Genomic DNA, 20,239 nt, shown 5'->3' with positions numbered 1-20,239 from the left:
TATGAAATCAAAATTTATAGTAATAGAAGGGCTAGAAGGCGCGGGTAAATCAACCGCTATTTCGTTATGCCAAGACTTTTTAAACAAACAAAAAATAGACTTTATTAATGTCCGCGAACCTGGCGGCACGCCACTGGCTGAATCGCTTCGTACGCTTGTAAAAGCAGAGCACGCAGAAGAGATTGCCTTTGAAACCGAGTTGCTTATTATGTACGCAGCTCGCTCGCAGCTAATGCACAATGTTATTACCCCAGCGCTTGATAAAGGCCAATGGGTACTTGCCGATCGTCATGATTTATCGTCTCAGGCGTATCAAGGTGGCGGGCGTGGTATTAGCTCAAATACATTAGCTTCACTTTCGTCAATGGTGTTAAAAGGCTTAAAGCCTGATTTAACTATTTACCTTGATATTGACCCAGTGATAGGCCTTGAACGTGCAAAAGGGCGTGGCGAGCTTGACCGTATTGAACAAGAAGCCATTGAGTTTTTTCAGCGTACACGTATGCGTTATGTTGAACTTGCTAATGACGACAACACAATTAAAACAGTTGATGCAAACCAAAGTATTGATAAAGTACATCGCGATATAACCAATGTACTGCATTCATTTTTTGAAGGCCTAAAATAATATGCCATTGCCTTGGCTACATGATACTCAAGCACGTTTAGCGAAAAGTTATCGCGCAGAGCGTTTTCATCATGCGCAATTATTTTGTGGGCCTGTTGGCGTAGGTAAGTTTGAGTTAAGTGATGAGCTTGGGAATGCTTTGTTATGCCAAAATATAGCTAAGCAGATAGCTGCGCAAAACAGTATGCTAAAACCTTGCGGACAGTGTAAAAGCTGTTTACTTAACCTGGCTGGCACTCACCCCGACAAACGTTTAACGCAAGTTGATGGGCAAAGTATTGGTGTAGATGATATTCGTGGTATTAGTGATTTTATGAATCACTCAGCAGCGCAAAATGGCAATAAAGTCGCGATAATCGAAAATTGCGAAAAAATGACCACAGCAGCAGCTAACGCATTATTAAAAACACTTGAAGAGCCAACTAATAGCCGCTTTTTAATATTAACCACAAGTCAACCAGCACAGCTCCCTGCAACTATTTTAAGTCGATGCGCTAAAAGTGACGTAAAAATAGCTAATACAGCACTTGCTCAGCAATGGCTAGAGACATTAGACATTCCTAACTATAGTTGGTTAGCACTTTTTTATAACCAACCGCTGCAAGTAAAGCATTGGCAACAGCAAGACCAGCTGAAAAATATTGATACACTGTATAAGTTTGCAACTGAGTTTAAACAAAGTCATAATTTTAAAGCGTTAGTCGATATAATAAATAAACAGCCTGAACTTGTTCGTATATTTACTTTGTTTTTAAGCGTGCAACTAAAGCAGCAATTACTGCAAGGCATGAGTTTTGACGCTTATCAAAGTGCGCAAAATGCATTAGGCGAGTTTTTACAAAATAACACACAAGTACTTGGCCTTAATTTACCGCTTGCTGTATCACGATTAGCATACACATTGCGAAATTCTTAAAAGGATTAATCATGCAAGAACTACTAGTAGACATAGACGATTTAGACGAGTTATACCGTTGTTATATGCCTTACTTAAAAAAAGGTGGCTTATTTGTACGCACTAATATGCGTTACGAAGCAGGGCATTCATTAGCGCTTAGAGTTACTTTGCCCGATGCCTTAGAAGATGACGTAGTGACAGGTAAAGTGTCGTGGATCACGCCACAAGGAGCACAAAGCTCTAATCCTCCAGGTATTGGTATTAGTTTTTTAGACGATAAAACAAACCTAAACGCTAAAATCGAAAAACTGCTTGGGACTATGTTAAACTCAGGCGATCAAACATATACCATGTAGTTATAGGTCGGTTTTTCATTGAGATTAACGCCGCCCTATATTGGGTTCTTTTAATTACTAACATAATAAATTAAACGAACAAATTTAAACCCTGAACATAATACAGGCCTTATAGTGATTGTAGATTCTCATTGCCATTTAGACCGTCTTGATTTTGATAAACTAGACTTAAACCTTGACCAAGTTCTTGATAAAGCGCGTGCAAAGCAAATAGAGCACTTTTTATGTGTAAGCGTAACGCTTGATCAGTTTCCAAGCATGCTTGATAAAATTAAGCATTACGACGATGTTTCAGCCTCATGCGGTGTACATCCACTTGATCAAAAAGACGCCCTTAATAAACAGCAACTAATCGACTTAGCTTCACACGACAAAGTCGTTGCTATTGGTGAAACGGGTCTTGATTACTATTATTCAAAAGATACTCACGCAGTGCAGCAAGCCAGCTTTGTTGGGCATATTGAAGTGGCAAACGAATTACAAAAGCCGTTAATTATTCATACTCGTGATGCCCGTGCCGACACAATTAACTTAATGCGTGAGCACAAAGCCGAAAACTGCGGTGGCGTACTACATTGCTTTACTGAAGACTGGGATATGGCTAAAAAAGCCATAGACATGGGCTTTTATATATCTATTTCGGGCATTGTTACCTTTAAAAATGCTATTGAGCTAAAAGAAGTAGTAAAGCAAATACCGCTAGATAGATTACTAATAGAAACCGACTCGCCTTATTTAGCACCGGTGCCGTACCGTGGGCAAACAAACCAGCCAGCATACGTAGAAGATGTAGCTTATTACATTAGCGAACTTAAAGGCATTAGCTTTAATGAACTTGCTAAAGCGACTACAGAGAACTTTTATTCTTTATTTAAATTAGCAGCTAAAGGCTAAATACATGATTACTCACACGGCAAACCTTCCTATTTTACTAATGGGGCCAATGGTGCGCCGTGCAGAGCAAACTGGAGTCTGTATTCAGTTTGCTACCTCCAAGCCTGCAAACTGCCAAATAAACTTATTAAATGTTGAGTGTTATAGCGATCAACATACTGTTTCTTTGGGTGAACATTTATACCTGCATTTCGTTATTATAAAGCCAATAGACAACAAACTTCCTGTCGATAGCTTATTAAGCTATGAGCTTGTAATTGATGATGCAGCAATCGATTTATCGCCCTGGTGCTATAGCAATCAAACAACGCCTGCATTTGTAATCCCCGATAAACTGAGTGATATTTTGCATGGCTCGTGCCGTAATGCACATCACCCAGCAAAAGACAGCTTAGTGTCTGCAAGTCACTGGCAAAATACTCAGCGCGGTAATAATAATCAAGGCGCACAGTTGCTATTACTGAGCGGTGACCAGGTTTATGCCGATGATGTAGCAGGCCCCATGTTATTAGCTATTCATCAGTTAATTAAAGCGTTAGGTATTTATAAAGAGCAACCACTTGCCATTGAGCTACCGGGCGATATAAATGAGCAACTTTATAATCGCCATTTGTTTTTACCAAAAACACCTTGGCAAAAACGCTCAAAGTTAGGTGTTGGTTACTGGCTAAAAAAAGACGAACCTCACTTTTCAAGTGTAAAAGCCTACAATCACCTTATCCATTTTGAAGAATACATTGCACTTTATTTATTAAATTTTAGTGCTGCTGTTTGGCAATGCGTTGATATACAAAACACAACGTATTCAGGTCAAAACAAGCAAAACAAAACTATTTTTGACGCTGAAAAAACAGCACTGATTGATTATGCAAAAGGCTTAAGTGAAGTAGAGCGATTGTTTGCCAATGTATCTACATTAATGATGTTTGACGATCACGATGTAACCGATGATTGGAACCTCACCGCTGGGTGGGAGCAAGCTATAAATGAAAATCCAAGTAGTAAACGGATCATCAATAACGGCTTAATTAGTTATTGGCTTTTTCAAGGAATGGGGAACGATGCACTAAATAAAACAGGCGAGTTACTAACACCTTTTAAGCAAAGCCGTACTGTTAATAATTTATGGCAGTTTAAAGCATTTGATAAACCACTAAACGATTTTAGTTTTTGGCATTATGAGTTAACAACAACCCCAAAAGTAGTGGTGCTAGATACACGTACGCACCGTTGGCGAAATGAGCAAAACTTTAACGAGCCTTCAGGCCTACTTGATTGGGAGCGTTTAACAGAGCTTGAAGAAAGCCTATTAAGCCACGATCAGGTTATTATTGTATCGCCAGCCCCTGTATTTGGTGTTAAATCAATAGAAGCCATTCAAGCCATGTTTAACATATGTGGCCAACCGCTCATGGTTGACGTAGAAAACTGGATGGCGCACGAAGGCTCAGCCAAAAAGCTACTCGATACTTTTAGACGCACCGACACCCCAAACGAAACCCTTATTTTATCGGGTGATGTACATTACTCATTTTGCTTTTCGGTGCAAAAGCGTTTTGGCGATCATCCCAATCGAATTTGGCAACTTACCGCCAGCGGTATTAAAAACGAGTTCCCGCGTAAATTAATAAACATACTCGATAAGCTCGACTCAATTTTATACGGCCCAAAAAGTCCCTTAAACTTTTTTACCAAACGTTGGCATATAGAAGTAGATAAGCACCAAACCATAGGTGAAGGGCAAAAATACTTATTAAGCGACTCAGCTATTAGTTTAATAACACTAGAGCAGGGGAATTTAGCCCGATATCAACTTATACACGGTGAAGGGCATTTAACTGAGTTTGATTTAGAGAAACAGTAAGTTGCTCATCTACAAGTTAATTGTAGATAAGGACCCTTGGTAAAGCGTTTGAAAAAAGTAAAACGTAGTACTGTTTAGATAAGAACCTACAAATAAAAACGCTCAGAGGCTTATAAAAAGCCTCTGGGCTATAAAGTGACTCTAAATTGAGCCTAGCGTTAACTAAAAACTTTCTGGTTCGTTAGGGAGAAGAAGAAAGTACTTAAAACTATAGTAAAGCTGTTCAATAAAGCATAACTAATTTTGCCATCTGGTTACATTTGATAACAAAGGATTAGATTAATTATGCGTAATTTGTACTTTAGTTTAACCCCAGCTTATTAACTGCGTATTTTGCACTAGATCTCGTGGTAATGAGTTTTTAATCTTATTTTTTTGCCATTTGCCCAGCCCAATAGGGCAACCACACAGCTTTAATACTACTTCACCTATTGTTTGAGTTGCCTCAGCTAAGCGTATATCTTTACCTTGAAAATAATCATTTGCTTGCTCGTTATTTAAAGCAAATATATTGGTTTTACACTCATTGCCAAACACGGTTGCAAACTCGTGCGTTAGTCTTACGCCGTTTTTATGAATAATGCCAATTTGAATACCTAAGCGTGCGTACTTAATTTTATTTTGCACGGCTTCAAACCCCTCAGGAAATAACCACAGTTCTTTGTCACGCTGCATTAGGCTGCCAGGCAGGTTAGTTAACCCAAAATGCTTTTTAAGCGATTGCATAAACGCGACGCTTTGCTTTTTATCAAACTCGTTAAACGGAAACGCGCCTTTTTTAACTGTTTGATTTGGGTTATTGCAACTTGCGTGCTTTTTAAATTTAGCAATAAAAAAGCCTTCGCTGTCGAATGTTTGCGGCCATACATGCAAATAACCTTCACTGGTGGTGGCTTTGCTTGCACCTTCAAATAAATCACTTAGTGACTCAGGCGCTATATAGTCGCCAAATTCACTGAGTAAATAATCGCATACTTGCTGGTTTTCGAGCGGAGTAAGTGTACAGGTTGAATACACTAACGTGCCACCTGGCTTTAATGCGTAAAATGCGCTTTTAATTAAGTCTTTTTGTACCTGGGCTATTTGTATGTTTGATTCTATGGACCAATTTTTTAGTGCGTCGGCGTCTTTACGTACCGTGCCTTCGCCAGAGCATGGCGCGTCTAGTAATATGCTATCAAAGCATTCAAACATGTAGTTGCCAAATATAACGCCATCAAAATGCGAGAGCGCACAGTTGCCTACTCCCATGCGTTTGAGCGTTGCGCTAAGTACTTTTAGGCGCGATGACGAAAGCTCGTTTGCAACAAGCACGCCTTGGTTATCCATAAGTGCTGCAAGTTGCGATGTTTTAGAACCCGGTGCTGATGCCATATCAAGCACGAAATTATTTTGAGAGTCTGCGAGGTTAATACTTTGCTTTAATGCGATAGGCGGCAGCATTGAGCTTGCCTCTTGTACGTACATCGCACCACTTAGGTGTAAGTCGGTATTACCTAGGGCTAGGTTCTGCTCTTCATCTTCGGGGCGTTCTAACCAAAAGCCTTCATTGCACCAAGGGATGGGGGTTAGCAGCCAATTTTTTTCAGTTGCACGTTTTACAAATTCTTCAATGCTAATTTTTAATGTATTAACGCGGATAGATTTTCTGAGCGGCTTGCGACACGCATTTAAAAAGTCATCTAAGTTTAGATGCGCTGGTAAATAGGTTTTTACGTCATCAATAAAGTGCTCAGGGATAAAAGTGTTGGCGTTCACGCGTTAGCTCATACTATAAAAATAAAGCGCGATAATAGCATTTATATAATGCATTTTCAGCGCTTAAAGACGTAACATCTGATTTATTGCCCTGTCGACACTTCATTGTTTTAGTCCATTTTAAAGCGTATTTTATACGACTTTAGATTAATAGTGTCGACAATGAGTGTGTTTTTTAGCCGTTTTGATAGGTTTAAGGGTTGACATGATTTTTTAATAAGCCCATAGTAACCACATTAATTGTCGACAATCTAAAAAATAACTTATGACACACACATTTATAAACGAAGCGCCTATAACTACCGCATCAGATCAAGTATTTGTAGATATGCGCCGTGAGATTGTTGAAGGAAGCATAGTTCAAGGCAGTAAAATATCAGAGCCTGAGCTTGCCAAACGTTATGGTGTAAGCCGTGCAACGCTTAGAGAGGCGTTAAATCGCCTAGAAAGTTGCTACCTTGTTGAGCGTAAAGCTAACGTAGGTTGCCGAGTAGTTGCTCTTACCGCTGAGCGCTTGATTGAAGTGTACCAAGTTCGCAGCTCACTTGAAGGCTTAGCATGTAGGCTTGCTGCCGACAATATGGAACCCGAAGAAGTAAAAGGCTTAAAGCAATTACTTAATCAGCACCTACAAACACAACGTGTTAAAGAGGGCGAATCTTATTATCAAGAAGCCGGCGATTTAGATTTTCATTACCGTATTATTCAAGGCAGTAAAAACGCGCATTTAATTCATTTACTGTGTAATGAGCTCTATCAATTAATACGCATGTACCGTGTACAAATGGGCATGGTGGGGCCGCGTGTATCAAAAGCGTTTGATGAGCATTTAGCGATTATTAACGCCATTGAAAACCACGACGGTGAACTGGCCGAAATGCTCATGAAGCGCCATATCAGTGCATCGCAAGCAAATATTCAAACCAAATTTGATTTATACCAATCAATATGAGTATTCGAACAATTTAACGGATTAAATCGCTCCGTAACGTCGTTAAAAATTTTTTATTTAGAACCACTAAACATAAAAATTATTGCCTAGTTACAGAACGATTTTCTTATCGTTAAATAGACCTCATACCCATAATGATTGGTATGAGCTTCTAAAAGTTAAGTAGAGCAGTTAAACAGTCACAATTACATATTAAAACTATAAGTTACTCCACGTAGCAACCGTTCAAAGTGAGGAGAAAGTAATGTCAGCAGGATTAAAATTTAAACACGCTATTGCCAATAACCGCCCGTTACAAGTGGTAGGTACTATTAACGCCTACACAGCGATGATGGCTGAAAAAATGGGTCACCAAGCTATTTACCTCTCAGGTGCCGGTGTTGCAAACGCCTCGTTTGGTATGCCTGACTTAGGTATGACGAGCCTTGATAACGTGCTTGAAGATATTCGCCGTATTACTGGTGCTAGCGATTTACCACTACTTGTTGATGCCGATACCGGTTGGGGTGGGGCGTTTAACATTGCACGCACAGTAAAAGAAATGACTAAAGCGGGTGCGGCGGGTTTTCATATAGAAGACCAAGTAGCGCAAAAACGCTGTGGTCATCGCCCTAATAAAGAAATTGTAAGCCAAGGTGAAATGGTTGACCGCATTAAAGCGGCGGTGGATGCAAAAACCGATAGCGATTTTTATATTATGGCTCGTACCGATGCATTTCAAAAAGAAGGTCTAAACGCCGCGATAGACCGTGCAGCTGCCTGTGTTGAAGCAGGTGCTGACGCTATTTTTGCAGAAGCCGTACACGACCTTGCTGATTACCAAGCATTTGCAAAAGCGATTAACGTTCCAATTTTGGCAAACATTACTGAGTTTGGCCAAACACCAATTTACACAAAAGAGCAGTTAAGCGATGTAGGCGTTGAAATGGTGCTTTACCCACTAAGTGCATTTAGAGCGATGAACAAAGCGGCATTAAACGTGTATTCAGCAATTTTGAATGAAGGCTCGCAACAAAGCCAAATCGAAAATATGCAAACGCGTTCTGAGCTTTACGACTTTTTAGATTACCACACGTACGAGAACACACTCGACACACTTTTTTCATCAAAATCTGACAAATAATAATTATTAAAATCACACACAAATTTAAGATAGGAGAAGATCATGGTAGATAAAGCATTAGGCGGCGCGGGTTTACGCGGACAAGTGGCTGGTCAAACAGCATTGTGTACTGTTGGACAAAGTGGTTCTGGTTTAACGTATTGTGGTTATGATATTAGCGAACTTGCCGAAAAAGCGCAGTTTGAAGAAGTGTCTTTTTTACTTTCACGCGGTGAGTTACCAACCACAAGCGAATTGGCAGAATATAAAGCTAAACTTAAAAGTTTACGCGGCTTACCAGATGCACTTAAAACCGTGCTTGAAAATATTCCTAAAGACGCGCATCCAATGGATGTAATGCGCACGGGCTGCTCAATGTTGGGTAACCTTGAAATGGAAAATGATTTTAGCGAAGCCAATGATGCAATCGACCGTATGGTTGCTGTGTTCCCAAGTATTATTTGTTACTGGTACCGCTTTACACACGACGGCGTACGCATTGAAACACAAACAGATGACAACTCTGTTGGCGCACATTTTTTAACGCTGTTACACGACAAAGCACCTAGTGAGTTATTTGCACAAGTGATGAACGTATCACTAATTTTATACGCAGAGCACGAGTTTAACGCTTCTACCTTTACGGGACGTGTGTGTGCATCAACGCTTTCTGATATTCACTCTTGTGTAACAGGTGCAATTGGTACGTTACGTGGGCCATTACATGGCGGCGCCAACGAAGCGGCTATGGATATGATTCAAGGTTTTACAAGCGCTGAACATGCTGAGAAAGAAATTATGGGCATGCTCGAACGTAAAGACAAAATAATGGGCTTTGGTCATGCTATTTATCGCGAGTCTGATCCGCGTAATGTAATTATTAAAAAGTGGTCTGAAAAACTAGCGGCAGAGGTGGGCGATACCGTACTTTACCCTGTGTCTGTTCGTTGTGAAGAAATTATGTGGCGCGAGAAAAAACTGTTTTGTAATGCCGATTTTTTCCATGCATCTGCTTATCACTTTATGGATATTCCAACTAAATTATTTACGCCAATATTTGTAATGAGCCGTGTTACGGGCTGGACTGCCCATGTAAAAGAGCAGCGCGCTAACAACCGTATTATTCGCCCAAGTGCCGATTACACAGGGCCTGATGCACGCAGTTACACACCAATAGAGTCACGTTAAAAAATGGGTGAGCACGCATGTGCTCACTTTTTTATTGCACATAGCCATTAGCGAGTAGTTTTTCTCAAACTTTTTATTAAACACGCTAGCTGTGAGCAAACACCGTCACCAAATTAGCGACCCCTTACCATGACCATAATTAATAATACCCAATACCGTAAACCTTTACCGGGCTCAAATATCGACTATTACGATACGCAAGAAGCCGTAGATGCAATTAAGCCAGGTGCATACGCCACACTACCTTATACATCGCGTGTATTTGCCGAAAACCTAGTACGCCGATGCGATCCTGCCATGTTAACCGATGCACTTAACCAGCTAATTGAGCGAAAGCAAGATTTAGATTTTCCGTGGTATCCGGCGCGCGTGGTCTGCCACGATATTTTAGGGCAAACAGCACTTGTTGATTTAGCTGGGCTTCGTGATGCAATTGCAGCAAAAGGCGGCGACCCGGCAAAAGTGAACCCAGTGGTACCCACACAGTTAATAGTGGATCATTCACTAGCGGTAGAGCATGCCGGTTTTGATCCTGACGCATTTGAAAAAAACCGCGCGATTGAAGACAGACGAAATGATGACCGTTTTCACTTTATAAACTGGACTAAAACTGCGTTTAAAAATATTGACGTTATTCCACCGGGTAACGGCATTATGCATCAAATTAATCTTGAAAAAATGTCGCCGGTTATTCAAAACCGAGATGGCATTGCATTCCCCGATACACTAGTAGGTACCGACAGCCACACGCCACATGTTGATGCGCTGGGCGTTATTGCTGTGGGCGTAGGCGGGCTTGAAGCTGAAAGCGTAATGCTTGGTCGTGCTTCTTATATTCGTTTACCCGATATCGTAGGTGTTGAGCTAACAGGCAAGCGCCAACCAGGTATTACCGCAACCGATATTGTGCTGGCTATTACTGAATTTTTACGTGAGCAACGTGTTGTATCTACTTATTTAGAGTTTTACGGTGAAGGTGCAGACGCGCTTACACTTGGCGACAGAGCAACCATTTCAAACATGACACCTGAATTTGGCGCAACTGCAGCCATGTTTTATATCGACGATAAAACAATAGATTATTTGCGTTTAACAGGGCGTGAAGAAGAACAAATTGCCCTTGTAGAAAACTACGCAAAAACAGCAGGCCTTTGGAGCGATAGCTTAAAAACCGCAAAATACGAACGTGTACTTAAGTTTGATTTATCAAGCGTGGGGCGCAATATTGCGGGTCCATCTAATCCACACCGCCGTGTATCGACAAGCGATTTAGCCAAAGAAGGTATTTCGGGTGTTGTTGAAAATAAAGAAGGCTTAATGCCAGACGGCGCATGTATTATTGCCGCTATTACTAGTTGTACCAATACCAGTAATCCACGCAATGTAATTGCTGCAGCACTCCTTGCCCGTAATGCAAATGCTAAGGGTTTAATGCGCAAACCTTGGGTTAAAACTTCATTAGCACCAGGCTCAAAAGCAGTGCAATCATACCTTGAAGATGCAAACTTACTAACAGAGCTTGAGCAACTTGGCTTTGGTATTGTTGGTTTTGCGTGTACAACGTGTAACGGTATGAGCGGTGCCCTTGACCCTGTTATTCAAAAAGAAGTGATCGATCGCGATTTATACACTACCGCGGTGCTTTCGGGCAATCGTAACTTTGATGGACGAATTCACCCTTATGCTAAGCAAGCATTTTTAGCGTCACCTCCTTTAGTTGTTGCGTATGCCATTGCAGGTACTATTCGCTTTGATATTGAAAAAGGAATACTTGGGCAAGATCAACAAGGCAACGATATTACGCTTAAAGATTTATGGCCATCTGATGAGGAGATTGATGCAGTAATTAAGCAAAGTGTTAAGCCTGAGCAATTTAGAAAAGTATACGAGCCTATGTTTAATTTAACTGTAGATTACGGTGAAGATAACGACCCACTTTACGACTGGCGCCCAGAAAGCACCTACATACGTCGCCCTCCTTATTGGGAAGGTGCACTTGCGGGTGAGCGCACTATGACCGGTATGCGCGCGCTTGCAGTACTTGGCGATAACATTACAACGGATCATTTATCGCCATCAAACGCAATTATGGCAAGTAGTGCTGCTGGCGAATACCTGACCAAAATGAACGTCCCAGAGGAAGACTATAACTCGTACGCAACGCATCGGGGCGATCATTTAACAGCGCAGCGTGCAACCTTTGCCAATCCAAAGCTGCTAAACGAAATGGTACTTGACGAAAACGGCGAAGTTAAGCAAGGTTCGTACGCACGATTAGAGCCACAAGGTACTAATACCCGTATGTGGGAAGCAATCGAAGCTTACATGGAGCGTAAACAACCGCTTATTATTGTAGCCGGTGCAGATTACGGGCAAGGTTCGTCGCGCGATTGGGCTGCAAAAGGCGTAAGACTTGCAGGCGTTGAAGTAATAGCAGCAGAGGGCTTTGAGCGTATTCACCGTACTAACTTAATTGGTATGGGGGTTTTACCGCTTGAGTTTAAAGCAGGCACAACGCGTAAAACTCTAAAGCTGGATGGCAGTGAAACGTACGATGTAACGGGTGATTTAAAACCAGGCGCCACAGTGAATTTAAGCATTACCCGTAAAGACGGTGAAGTGCTTACTGTGCCTATGAAGTGCCGTATCGATACCCAAGAAGAGCTTTCTATTTACGCGGCTGGTGGTGTGTTACAACGCTTTGCTCAAGACTTTTTAGAAGCAACGCAATCTGCATAAGGGCAAACACTATGTTTAAACCGCAAATTAAAGTGCCTGCAACCTATATGCGTGGCGGCACCAGTAAAGGTGTGTTTTTTAATTTAACTGATTTGCCAAAGCCTGCTCAAGTAGCAGGCGAGGCGCGCGATAATTTATTACTGCGTGTTATTGGCAGCCCAGATCCGTACGGCAAACAAACGGATGGCATGGGCGGCGCTACATCAAGTACCAGTAAAACCGTAATCTTAAGTAAAAGTGAGCAAACTGACTACGATGTTGATTACTTGTTTGGTCAAGTGGCGATAGATAAACCTTTTGTGGATTGGAGCGGTAACTGTGGCAACTTAACGTCAGCAGTGGGTGCTTTTGCCATTAGTAATGGTTTGGTCGATAAAAGCAGATTACCTAATAACGGTGTTGCTATTGTGCGTGTGTGGCAGGCTAATATTAAAAAAAGCATATTAGTGCATGTCCCTATGACCAATGGCGAAGTACAAGAAACCGGCGACTTTGAGCTCGATGGTGTTACTTTTGCTGCAGCTGAAGTAAAACTTGAATTTATGGCCCCCGCTGATGGCGATGGCGCGTTATTTCCAACAGGTAACGTAGTTGATGACTTAGAGGTTCCAGGTGTTGGTACTTTAAAAGCCACGATGATAAATGCAGGTATTCCTACTGTATTTATTAACGCCACTGATATTGGTTATACCGGCACAGAGCTGCAAGACGATATAAATAACGATATTGCAGCGCTTGAAAAGCTCGAAACCATTCGTGCTTATGGCGCTGTTAAAATGGGCTTAATCACTAACATTAGTGAAGCGCAAGTTCGCCAACATACGCCAAAGGTTGCGTTTGTTGCATCGCCTTTAGATTACAAAGCATCTAGCGGAAAGCTTATTGAAGCTGCAAATATCAACTTGTTAGTACGCGCTATGTCGATGGGTAAACTGCACCATGCCATGATGGGCACAGCTGCGGTTGCTATTGGCACTGCTGCAGCAATTGAAGGCACACTCGTAAATATAGCTGCTGGTGGCGGCGCATTGAGTGAAGTTAACTTTGGTCATCCGTCGGGCACCCTAAAAGTAGGTGCTGAGGCTAAAAATACTGCAGGTAACTGGCTAGTTACCAAAGCAAGTATGAGCCGAAGTGCACGTGTATTAATGGAAGGGATTGTAAGAGTCCCTTACTAATCAATGGTGAAGTTAAGCGCAACTAAACATTTATTTTAGTTAAGCAAACAAATTTTATAAACGTTTGCTTAGCTAAAGTAAAACCTACTCACACTCGTTATAAATAATCCTTTTTCATTAATTTTTCGAATTATCGTCTTTTTTCGCTCTCATCCACCGCATTTACTTGAAGAATATAATTAACAAACTAGATTATATGTAATATTCATTTAATAAAGTGAATATATTGTATCAATATGTGCTGGTTCTTTATGAGTGTCTATAGGTTATTGAATAATAGAGATGCTGATAAAGAAGTAGCTCATAGAATAAAGATAAATACTTCTATAAAACGTATAAATATGTAGCATAACTATATAGCTTAATGGTATTTTTAATGTTCTAGTAACAAAAGTTATGATTGTGTACTTTTTTGGTGCTTTTTAAATGTAAAAGCTTACATAAATCACTATCAACTAAACTAATTTATGATACTCATTCTAGGCTATCAAGGAGAAATAAATGTTAAAGCGTACGATCAAATTTACACCTATCGCAGCTTCAGTTGCACTTACATTAGGCTTAACAGCATGTGGCTCAGACAATGATGGAAATGTCTATGTGCCACCAGTTGAGTCTGTTACCTCATCAGATGATGCGCAGTTCAATGTAGAAGTAACAGGTAAAGCTGTTAAAGGAGCTATGAAAGGTGCAGTTGTTAGTGTAATGACATTAAACGCAACAGGTGAAAGCGTGCCTGTTGCATTTAGATTAGAAGCTTCTGCTGAAGCTGAAACATTTACGGGTGAAGCAACATCACAAGATGCCGCCGACGCAGCCGTTGAAGCAAGCAAGCTTGCAGGTAACCCTGATGCGCTAATTACTAATGACAGTGGTCGTTACAGCATTTACTTGGAAGATAATTTTTCTGGACCTGTATATATTACAGTAACTACTTCAGAAGAAGGCGACGATAGCTTCTTAAGATGTGATGCATATGTTGGTTGTGGTACTTACGACACAGCGCCAGAAGAAGATAACGTTAATGATGGCGACATGAACATTGAATTTGGCGAATGGTATAAAGCAGACCTAGAGCTTTCAGTTGTTAAATTCATTCCAGTTGTTGAAGCTGATCCATCAGGAGCGAGTGGTTCTGCAGGCGACGCTAATGTAGCACGTTCGTTTAGAGCTAATGTAACTTTTTTAACTACGTTAGTCGCTCAAGCTCTGCTTGAAGCCGAGGGTGATATTGATGCTGATTCTATTGCAGCAACCAGCCTAAATACTATTGTTCAAATAATGGGGCCTGACGCAGTTATTTTATTGTCAGCACTTATTGGTGACTTATCTAATGGTGGAGCCGTAGATTTAAGTGAAGTAGACGGTGAAGAAAGCCTTTCTCAAGGTGTATTGATGATTGCACAGCTATCTTCATCAATACAAGGTTTACCATCAATTACTGATGCGATGGCTAGTATTAAAGCAGGTATCGCATCCGGTACATTAAGCACGACTGATATTGCTAAAACGTTGCAAATTGCAGTTTCGAGCACTGCGAGTGTATTTACGGCAATTGCAACTGGTGATGAAGTTGCAATTAAAAACGCATTAGAAGCAGCTTTTTTAGCAAATAATCCAGATGCAACTGCTGATGAGATTGCTGAATTTGCACAAAACTCTGCTGGTATTGCAAGTAAAGCTAAAGCAGCGAAAGATCAGGCAGTTAAAAATGGTGCAGTTACAGATGAGGAGCTAGCTAAATTAGCAATAGTTGTTCAAGCAGCTTTAGAAAAGCTTGGTTGTTCTGACGATGAGTGTGTAATTGAGGGCGATTTTTTTGCTGAACTTGCGGTAGAACTATCAGCTCAAATTGACGCATCTTCTGTAGAACTTACATCTCTACAAGCATCTGTAGAGTCGGCTGAAGCAACACTTGTTGACGTTGAAGAGCTTGCTAGTACGGTTACAGACCTGGAGACAGCAATTGAATTTGTTGCTGCTGTAGCTGCGCTAAAAAATGAAGCAGAAGCTTCTAATTTAGCGGCTTCAATAGATACCCTACATGTGAAAGCTCAAGGCTATGTTAACACTGCAACTTTACTGGTATCTCAAAATTCTGATTATCAGAGTATACTTAGTACAGCAGCTACCCTTGAGGAATTAGCTTTAATAGAGGTGAATAAAGTAGAAACTTATGATTCCGCTCTTGCACAGTTAGTAATCGATGCAGAATCTATTATCACTGAATACGAAATTGAAGTCGAAGCTGCTAAAGAAATCGCTTTAAACACAGCTGATATTGCTGACGAAAAGAAAACAGCTGCAAACACTTCAGAAGCTGCATCTACTAGTGCATTGGCAGCCGCTCAGTCTGCGGTTAATTCTGCTGCTATGGATGTAGAGATAAAAGTAGAAGCAGCAATAAATGCAGCTTCTGAGTTTTCTGCTGCGGTTGATGTACTAGAACTTGCAGTTCAACAATCTATTAAGGCCGCACAAGATTACCTAGATGCTTCTGTTGCTGAGTCTGATGAAGAGCTTGAAGCAGAAACGCTTCTTGAACAAGCTGAAATAATGGCGAGTGAAGCAGCTGTACAAGCAGAGCTTGCAAATGAACAACTATTAACGGCGTTAAATCTACAAGAAGAAGCTCAACTAGTCGTTGCTACAGCTTCAGTCAAAGCTACCTCTGAATCGCTTTCAGCAATGACTGTACTTACTAATACAGGTGGTCAATCGGTTATTTATGCAGCCGATATCCTAGTTGACGTTATCGATGAGCTTGGTGGTATGGGGAACTCAGGAGATGGCAGCTCAACACGTCAGCCTGATTGGTCATATAACTATGATTTAGATGCCTTAACCTTGGCATTAGAGAATGAAAGCACCGGTGAAATGATCAGTGCTTCTGCTTCTTACCAAGGAGACAAACTTGTTGTTGCTTGGGGCGCTACATTAATGGGAGATGAAGGTGTATCTATTAAACTTGTTACAGGCGAAAGTCGTACTGCAGCTCTAGAAGAGTGTGAACAGTTTGCTGCCGGTACAATTACAGATCCTACTCAAATAGATTCATGTTTAATTTTCACCTTTGATGGTGAAGTAGATGCTGACACAGTTGATGATGCAGAAATCGTCAACACTGAAACTTGGAATCACGTTGAAATTATGGACGGTGAGTCTGGTTTTGTAGGCATGTTAAATTTAACTGCTGATGATGCTACTGACATGGGTACAGTTACACTTGAAGGTATGTCTGGCGACTTAGACTTTAAAGTAATGGGTATGGTTGACAGCAGTGGTGATGAAGATGAAAGTACATTAGAAGTTATGGTTAAAGGTGACACAGCAATGGGCTACACATTATCTCTAACTGGTATGGAATCTACAGGTTACACTGGTGATGTTAAAGCTATGTACAATGGCGAAATGATGTCATTTGGTACTGCTTCTAAAGTTACTAACGGTGTATCTATCACTTACATTGATGGTGATGTAGTGTCTTACACTGATGTTGATTTAATTGATTCATCTAAGTAATTTAAAACTATAAAAGGGGAAAGCATCGCTTTTCCCTTTTTTTATAGAAAGCGATTTTATTATGAAAAAAAAAATTCTCTTGTTAGGATTTTCAACAGCTCTTATTTCTCCTCTTGCTTCCGCAGATAACCAATTTCAGATATTTACTCATTTTGACGCAGAAATTTATACTGAAGCACAACCAGTACAAGCCTTTGTAGATGATTTTGATGCACCATTAAAATCGGGTGACAGTGCATTTACCTATAATATTTTTGAAGTGGGTGTTGGCTACGGTAATTTTAAGGTAGGTTTACAAAGTCGTTATGACTATGTTCTTAACTTTGATCCTGATACAGCTAAATATACTCATACCGAAAAGAATGACTTAGAGTTTGAAGATAGATTTTATACCTATTACCTCGATGCTGAACAAGCAACGTCTAATGGTGTATTCGTATCTTACGATTTTAAGTTTTTAGATAAAAATTCATTAACAATTACACCTAAATTATCCGTTTTTTCGAGTACGCATTTTCAAGATGCTACTGTAAATGGCGAAATTTATAGCGATGAAGTTGAAGGTGCTGTAACTGTTGATTACAATTTTTCAAAAGATATTTTATTTAAAAAATTCACACCAGACCAGAAACCTGAAGGCCTAGGCTATAGCCTAGATATTTTTGCTGATTGGCAAGTAAATGATGAACTACAACTTGGTTTTAGTGTAAAAGATTTACTCTATAAAACAGATTACGACGATAGTGGCTTTGTTAAAGGCCAAACTACAGAAGTTCCATTTAGTGAAAATGACAACGGCGACATTACTACCCAGCCAACAGTATCATTAAAAACGTCTGCATTTGGAAATACCGAATCGCATGATTTTGAGATGGAAATGCGACTACAAGCATTTGCCGATTACAGAATAAACGAGCGTTTTTCAACCCAACTAACTTTAAAACGTTACGATAAAGACACGTTTAGCCAATTAAAAGGCCGCATTCACTTTTGGGATCATTGGAAAGTACAAGCAGGCTACGAAACAAAAAGTGAAGCGTTTTTGGTTGGTATAGAAAGTGAATATTTTGGTCTTAATTTACAAACAGATAGCTTAGATTTAGATAAAGCCTATTATGCGAATGTGAATTGGTACGTGAACATTAAGTTTTAAGGAATGAAGATGTTAAAACAAATTATACCTTTAGGGGTCGCTATTGCATTGGTAGGTTGTGGTTCTTCATCAGACAGTGACAGTTCAGAATCTGTTGCAGTGAGTGAAGTTTCAACATCTTCTTCTGTAAATTTTTATGTATCTAATTGGCAATCACCACAGGGCACGCTTAATGTTTTAGATAGTGATGGGGTGGTGAAAGAATCAATTGAAGTCGAAAACATCAATACTGCGAGTGTAAGTGTAACTCCACTTACTTTTAATAGTTTTGAGTTTATACCTAGCGATACAGCTCTACCTTGTCCGCGATTTACAGGGTGTGGCAGAACTGTGCGTGGTGATGTAAATGACTTAAACGCAAACCGGTTAATCGACTACCAAGAATTGACAGCCGTTACTCTTAATTACAAAGCGGATGCATTTAGTGCACCGGGTGTAAATAAGGTTTATTTATCACCATTGAGTAAAGCAATTACAGATGAAGGCTTTAGTGCTACACAGGCGAGTTTATCAGCCACGCCTTTTTATCATTTAACGCACAGTAATTTAAATGCAAGTGTTGAAGCAGAAATGGTTACAAATGCCTTCACCTACGCGGCAATTTTAGCTGGTGTTGCTGATAGTTCGTTTAGTGTTGAAAGTGCTTTTAATGTATTTACTAACTTGGAGACTGACCAGCAAGCATGGCAAGATTACAGCGATTTAGCAGCGCAGTATGTTACAGACAACTTATTTAGCGACCAAGGTAATGCTTTGCTGAAAAATGTAGCTGGTCAAGTTAAGCAAACGATTGCAAGTGTAACTACATTTGCAAATTGGCAGGCTCGCTCAGCAGAAGTGCAAAGCTTAGACTCAAGAGAGTTACTTGTTGATACGCGAAATATAATTGGTGTTGCAAGACTTCAAGAAAAAAGTTATTCAGATGAATTAGACGCAAAATTTACTGAGCTTGAAGGTGCGTTTGATGAAGATACACAAAGAACCCTTGATGCACTTAGTAATGCTTTAAACGAAGTTATCACAAATTATTCACCACTAGCTGATGGCTCTACACCATCAGGGCAATATAAGCTTCGTGATTTAGATATTGATTACAACCAATCACCTTATACTTGGGCTATTACTGGCACATATGATGAGTTACCTATAACCATTGATTTATCAATTCCAACTTTCAGAGTAAGTGGTGTATTAGGTAATAAAATCGAAGGTGTAATGAGCGCAACGGTCACAAATGGTACTACGGTATTAAGTGTGGATGTAAGTGAGTTGCTGATTGAGTTTGATGGCATAGATGCTCAAAGCGAATTAAACCCAGAAGCCGATACGGGTATTACACAGGTAACCACCAACGTAATTATCAATAAAGCCGCGGGTAAACTCGAAGGTGATTTATCAGTAAACCTAAATCGTTTTGTTAATTCAATAGGTGAGGAGTCAACCACGTTATCTACTTTTGATTTTAATGGTGGTTACGTAAGCGACATTCAAAACACTGCATTTCATATCACAGCAGTAGAGGCTTCGCCTTTTGTTGGTGAAGATAATGACGATTTAGCATTTACTTTTGAATTAGATTTTCCATTGAGTGGTGCAAGCGATTTTAAATTTGCGTACGTAGGCGATGTGGAAAACTTATCAGAACTTACTTCTACAGATATATTTGTTAGCATACAAAATCGCGCGTTAGATTTACGTATTCGTGATGTTAGTGGCAACATTAATCTAATAGCGAAAGGCGAAAATGGACGTTGGTTAGATGTAAAGCAAAAGGGCCGTAATTACAGTGGCGGTTTATATTTTGGTGATACTAAACTAGCTGATGTTACTGCGGTACGTGGTATTCCTGGTGTTTTATTTCCAAATGGTGAGTTTGAGTCGTTATTTTAACCATTATATTAAATAATTAAAAACTCAGCATATGCCTTACAGCTCAGCGCTTTTTACGATGAGTGAAGTGTTTTTATAACTATTCGAAATCCGATATTAGTTTCTGATATCGGATTT

General features: G+C 40.2%; 14 protein-coding genes. 13 read left to right on the top strand and 1 reads right to left on the bottom strand.

The window, feature by feature from the left end; genetic code table 11:
* Window position 1: 1 nt before the first annotated feature.
* The 5 genes from tmk (at window position 2) to H5088_RS10530 (ending at window position 4,640) form a co-directional block, all read left to right on the top strand.
* A complete protein-coding gene (tmk, locus tag H5088_RS10550) occupies window positions 2–628 on the top strand; it encodes a dTMP kinase (RefSeq protein ID WP_182752828.1) in 627 nt (208 codons plus the stop codon).
* Window position 629: 1 nt separating this feature from the next.
* On the top strand, window positions 630–1,544 hold the full coding sequence (locus tag H5088_RS10545; RefSeq protein ID WP_182752827.1) for a DNA polymerase III subunit delta': 915 nt from the start codon (window positions 630–632) through the stop codon (window positions 1,542–1,544).
* 11 nt (window positions 1,545–1,555) lie between these two features.
* Window positions 1,556–1,882 (top strand): PilZ domain-containing protein, encoded by a 327-nt coding sequence (locus tag H5088_RS10540; protein WP_002962367.1) that lies wholly within the window; start codon window positions 1,556–1,558, stop codon window positions 1,880–1,882.
* A 114-nt stretch (window positions 1,883–1,996) separates the two neighbouring features.
* The gene (locus H5088_RS10535; RefSeq protein ID WP_182720754.1) at window positions 1,997–2,776 is read left to right on the top strand and encodes a YchF/TatD family DNA exonuclease; all 780 of its coding nucleotides are present in this window, start codon (window positions 1,997–1,999) and stop codon (window positions 2,774–2,776) included.
* A 4-nt stretch (window positions 2,777–2,780) separates the two neighbouring features.
* A complete protein-coding gene (locus tag H5088_RS10530; protein ID WP_182752826.1) occupies window positions 2,781–4,640 on the top strand; it encodes an alkaline phosphatase D family protein in 1,860 nt (619 codons plus the stop codon).
* 306 nt (window positions 4,641–4,946) lie between these two features.
* On the opposite strand, the gene rsmF is transcribed toward H5088_RS10530, so the two are convergent.
* Window positions 4,947–6,398: a 16S rRNA (cytosine(1407)-C(5))-methyltransferase RsmF gene (rsmF, locus tag H5088_RS10525; RefSeq protein WP_182752825.1), complete on the bottom strand. Its 1,452-nt coding sequence runs from the start codon at window positions 6,396–6,398 to the stop codon at window positions 4,947–4,949.
* A gap of 265 nt (window positions 6,399–6,663) precedes the next feature.
* Between rsmF and H5088_RS10520 the strand changes: the two genes are divergently transcribed.
* From H5088_RS10520 to H5088_RS10485, 8 genes are all read left to right on the top strand, one after another.
* Window positions 6,664–7,350, top strand: coding sequence for a GntR family transcriptional regulator (locus tag H5088_RS10520; protein ID WP_182752824.1), 687 nt, complete (start codon window positions 6,664–6,666; stop codon window positions 7,348–7,350).
* Between the two features lie 244 nt (window positions 7,351–7,594).
* Window positions 7,595–8,473 (top strand): methylisocitrate lyase, encoded by an 879-nt coding sequence (gene prpB, locus H5088_RS10515; RefSeq protein WP_002962361.1) that lies wholly within the window; start codon window positions 7,595–7,597, stop codon window positions 8,471–8,473.
* 42 nt (window positions 8,474–8,515) lie between these two features.
* Complete coding sequence (gene prpC, locus H5088_RS10510; protein ID WP_182752823.1) at window positions 8,516–9,640, top strand: 2-methylcitrate synthase; 1,125 nt, start codon at window positions 8,516–8,518, stop codon at window positions 9,638–9,640.
* A 129-nt stretch (window positions 9,641–9,769) separates the two neighbouring features.
* Entirely contained in the window at window positions 9,770–12,379 is a 2,610-nt protein-coding gene (gene acnD / locus H5088_RS10505; RefSeq protein WP_182752822.1) for a Fe/S-dependent 2-methylisocitrate dehydratase AcnD, read from the top strand.
* Window positions 12,380–12,390: 11 nt separating this feature from the next.
* A complete protein-coding gene (gene prpF, locus H5088_RS10500; RefSeq protein ID WP_182752821.1) occupies window positions 12,391–13,557 on the top strand; it encodes a 2-methylaconitate cis-trans isomerase PrpF in 1,167 nt (388 codons plus the stop codon).
* 501 nt (window positions 13,558–14,058) lie between these two features.
* Window positions 14,059–17,079: a hypothetical protein gene (locus H5088_RS10495; protein ID WP_182752820.1), complete on the top strand. Its 3,021-nt coding sequence runs from the start codon at window positions 14,059–14,061 to the stop codon at window positions 17,077–17,079.
* A gap of 61 nt (window positions 17,080–17,140) precedes the next feature.
* Entirely contained in the window at window positions 17,141–18,232 is a 1,092-nt protein-coding gene (locus H5088_RS10490; protein WP_182752819.1) for a hypothetical protein, read from the top strand.
* Between the two features lie 9 nt (window positions 18,233–18,241).
* On the top strand, window positions 18,242–20,122 hold the full coding sequence (locus H5088_RS10485; protein ID WP_182752818.1) for a hypothetical protein: 1,881 nt from the start codon (window positions 18,242–18,244) through the stop codon (window positions 20,120–20,122).
* Window positions 20,123–20,239 lie beyond the last annotated feature (117 nt).

This window comes from Pseudoalteromonas sp. SR43-3 (assembly GCF_014163875.1).
GTDB classification, from domain to species: Bacteria; Pseudomonadota; Gammaproteobacteria; order Enterobacterales; family Alteromonadaceae; genus Pseudoalteromonas; species Pseudoalteromonas distincta.
The sequence above is the reverse complement of the archived record's forward strand: the minus strand, read 5'-3'. Positions and strand labels throughout refer to the sequence as shown.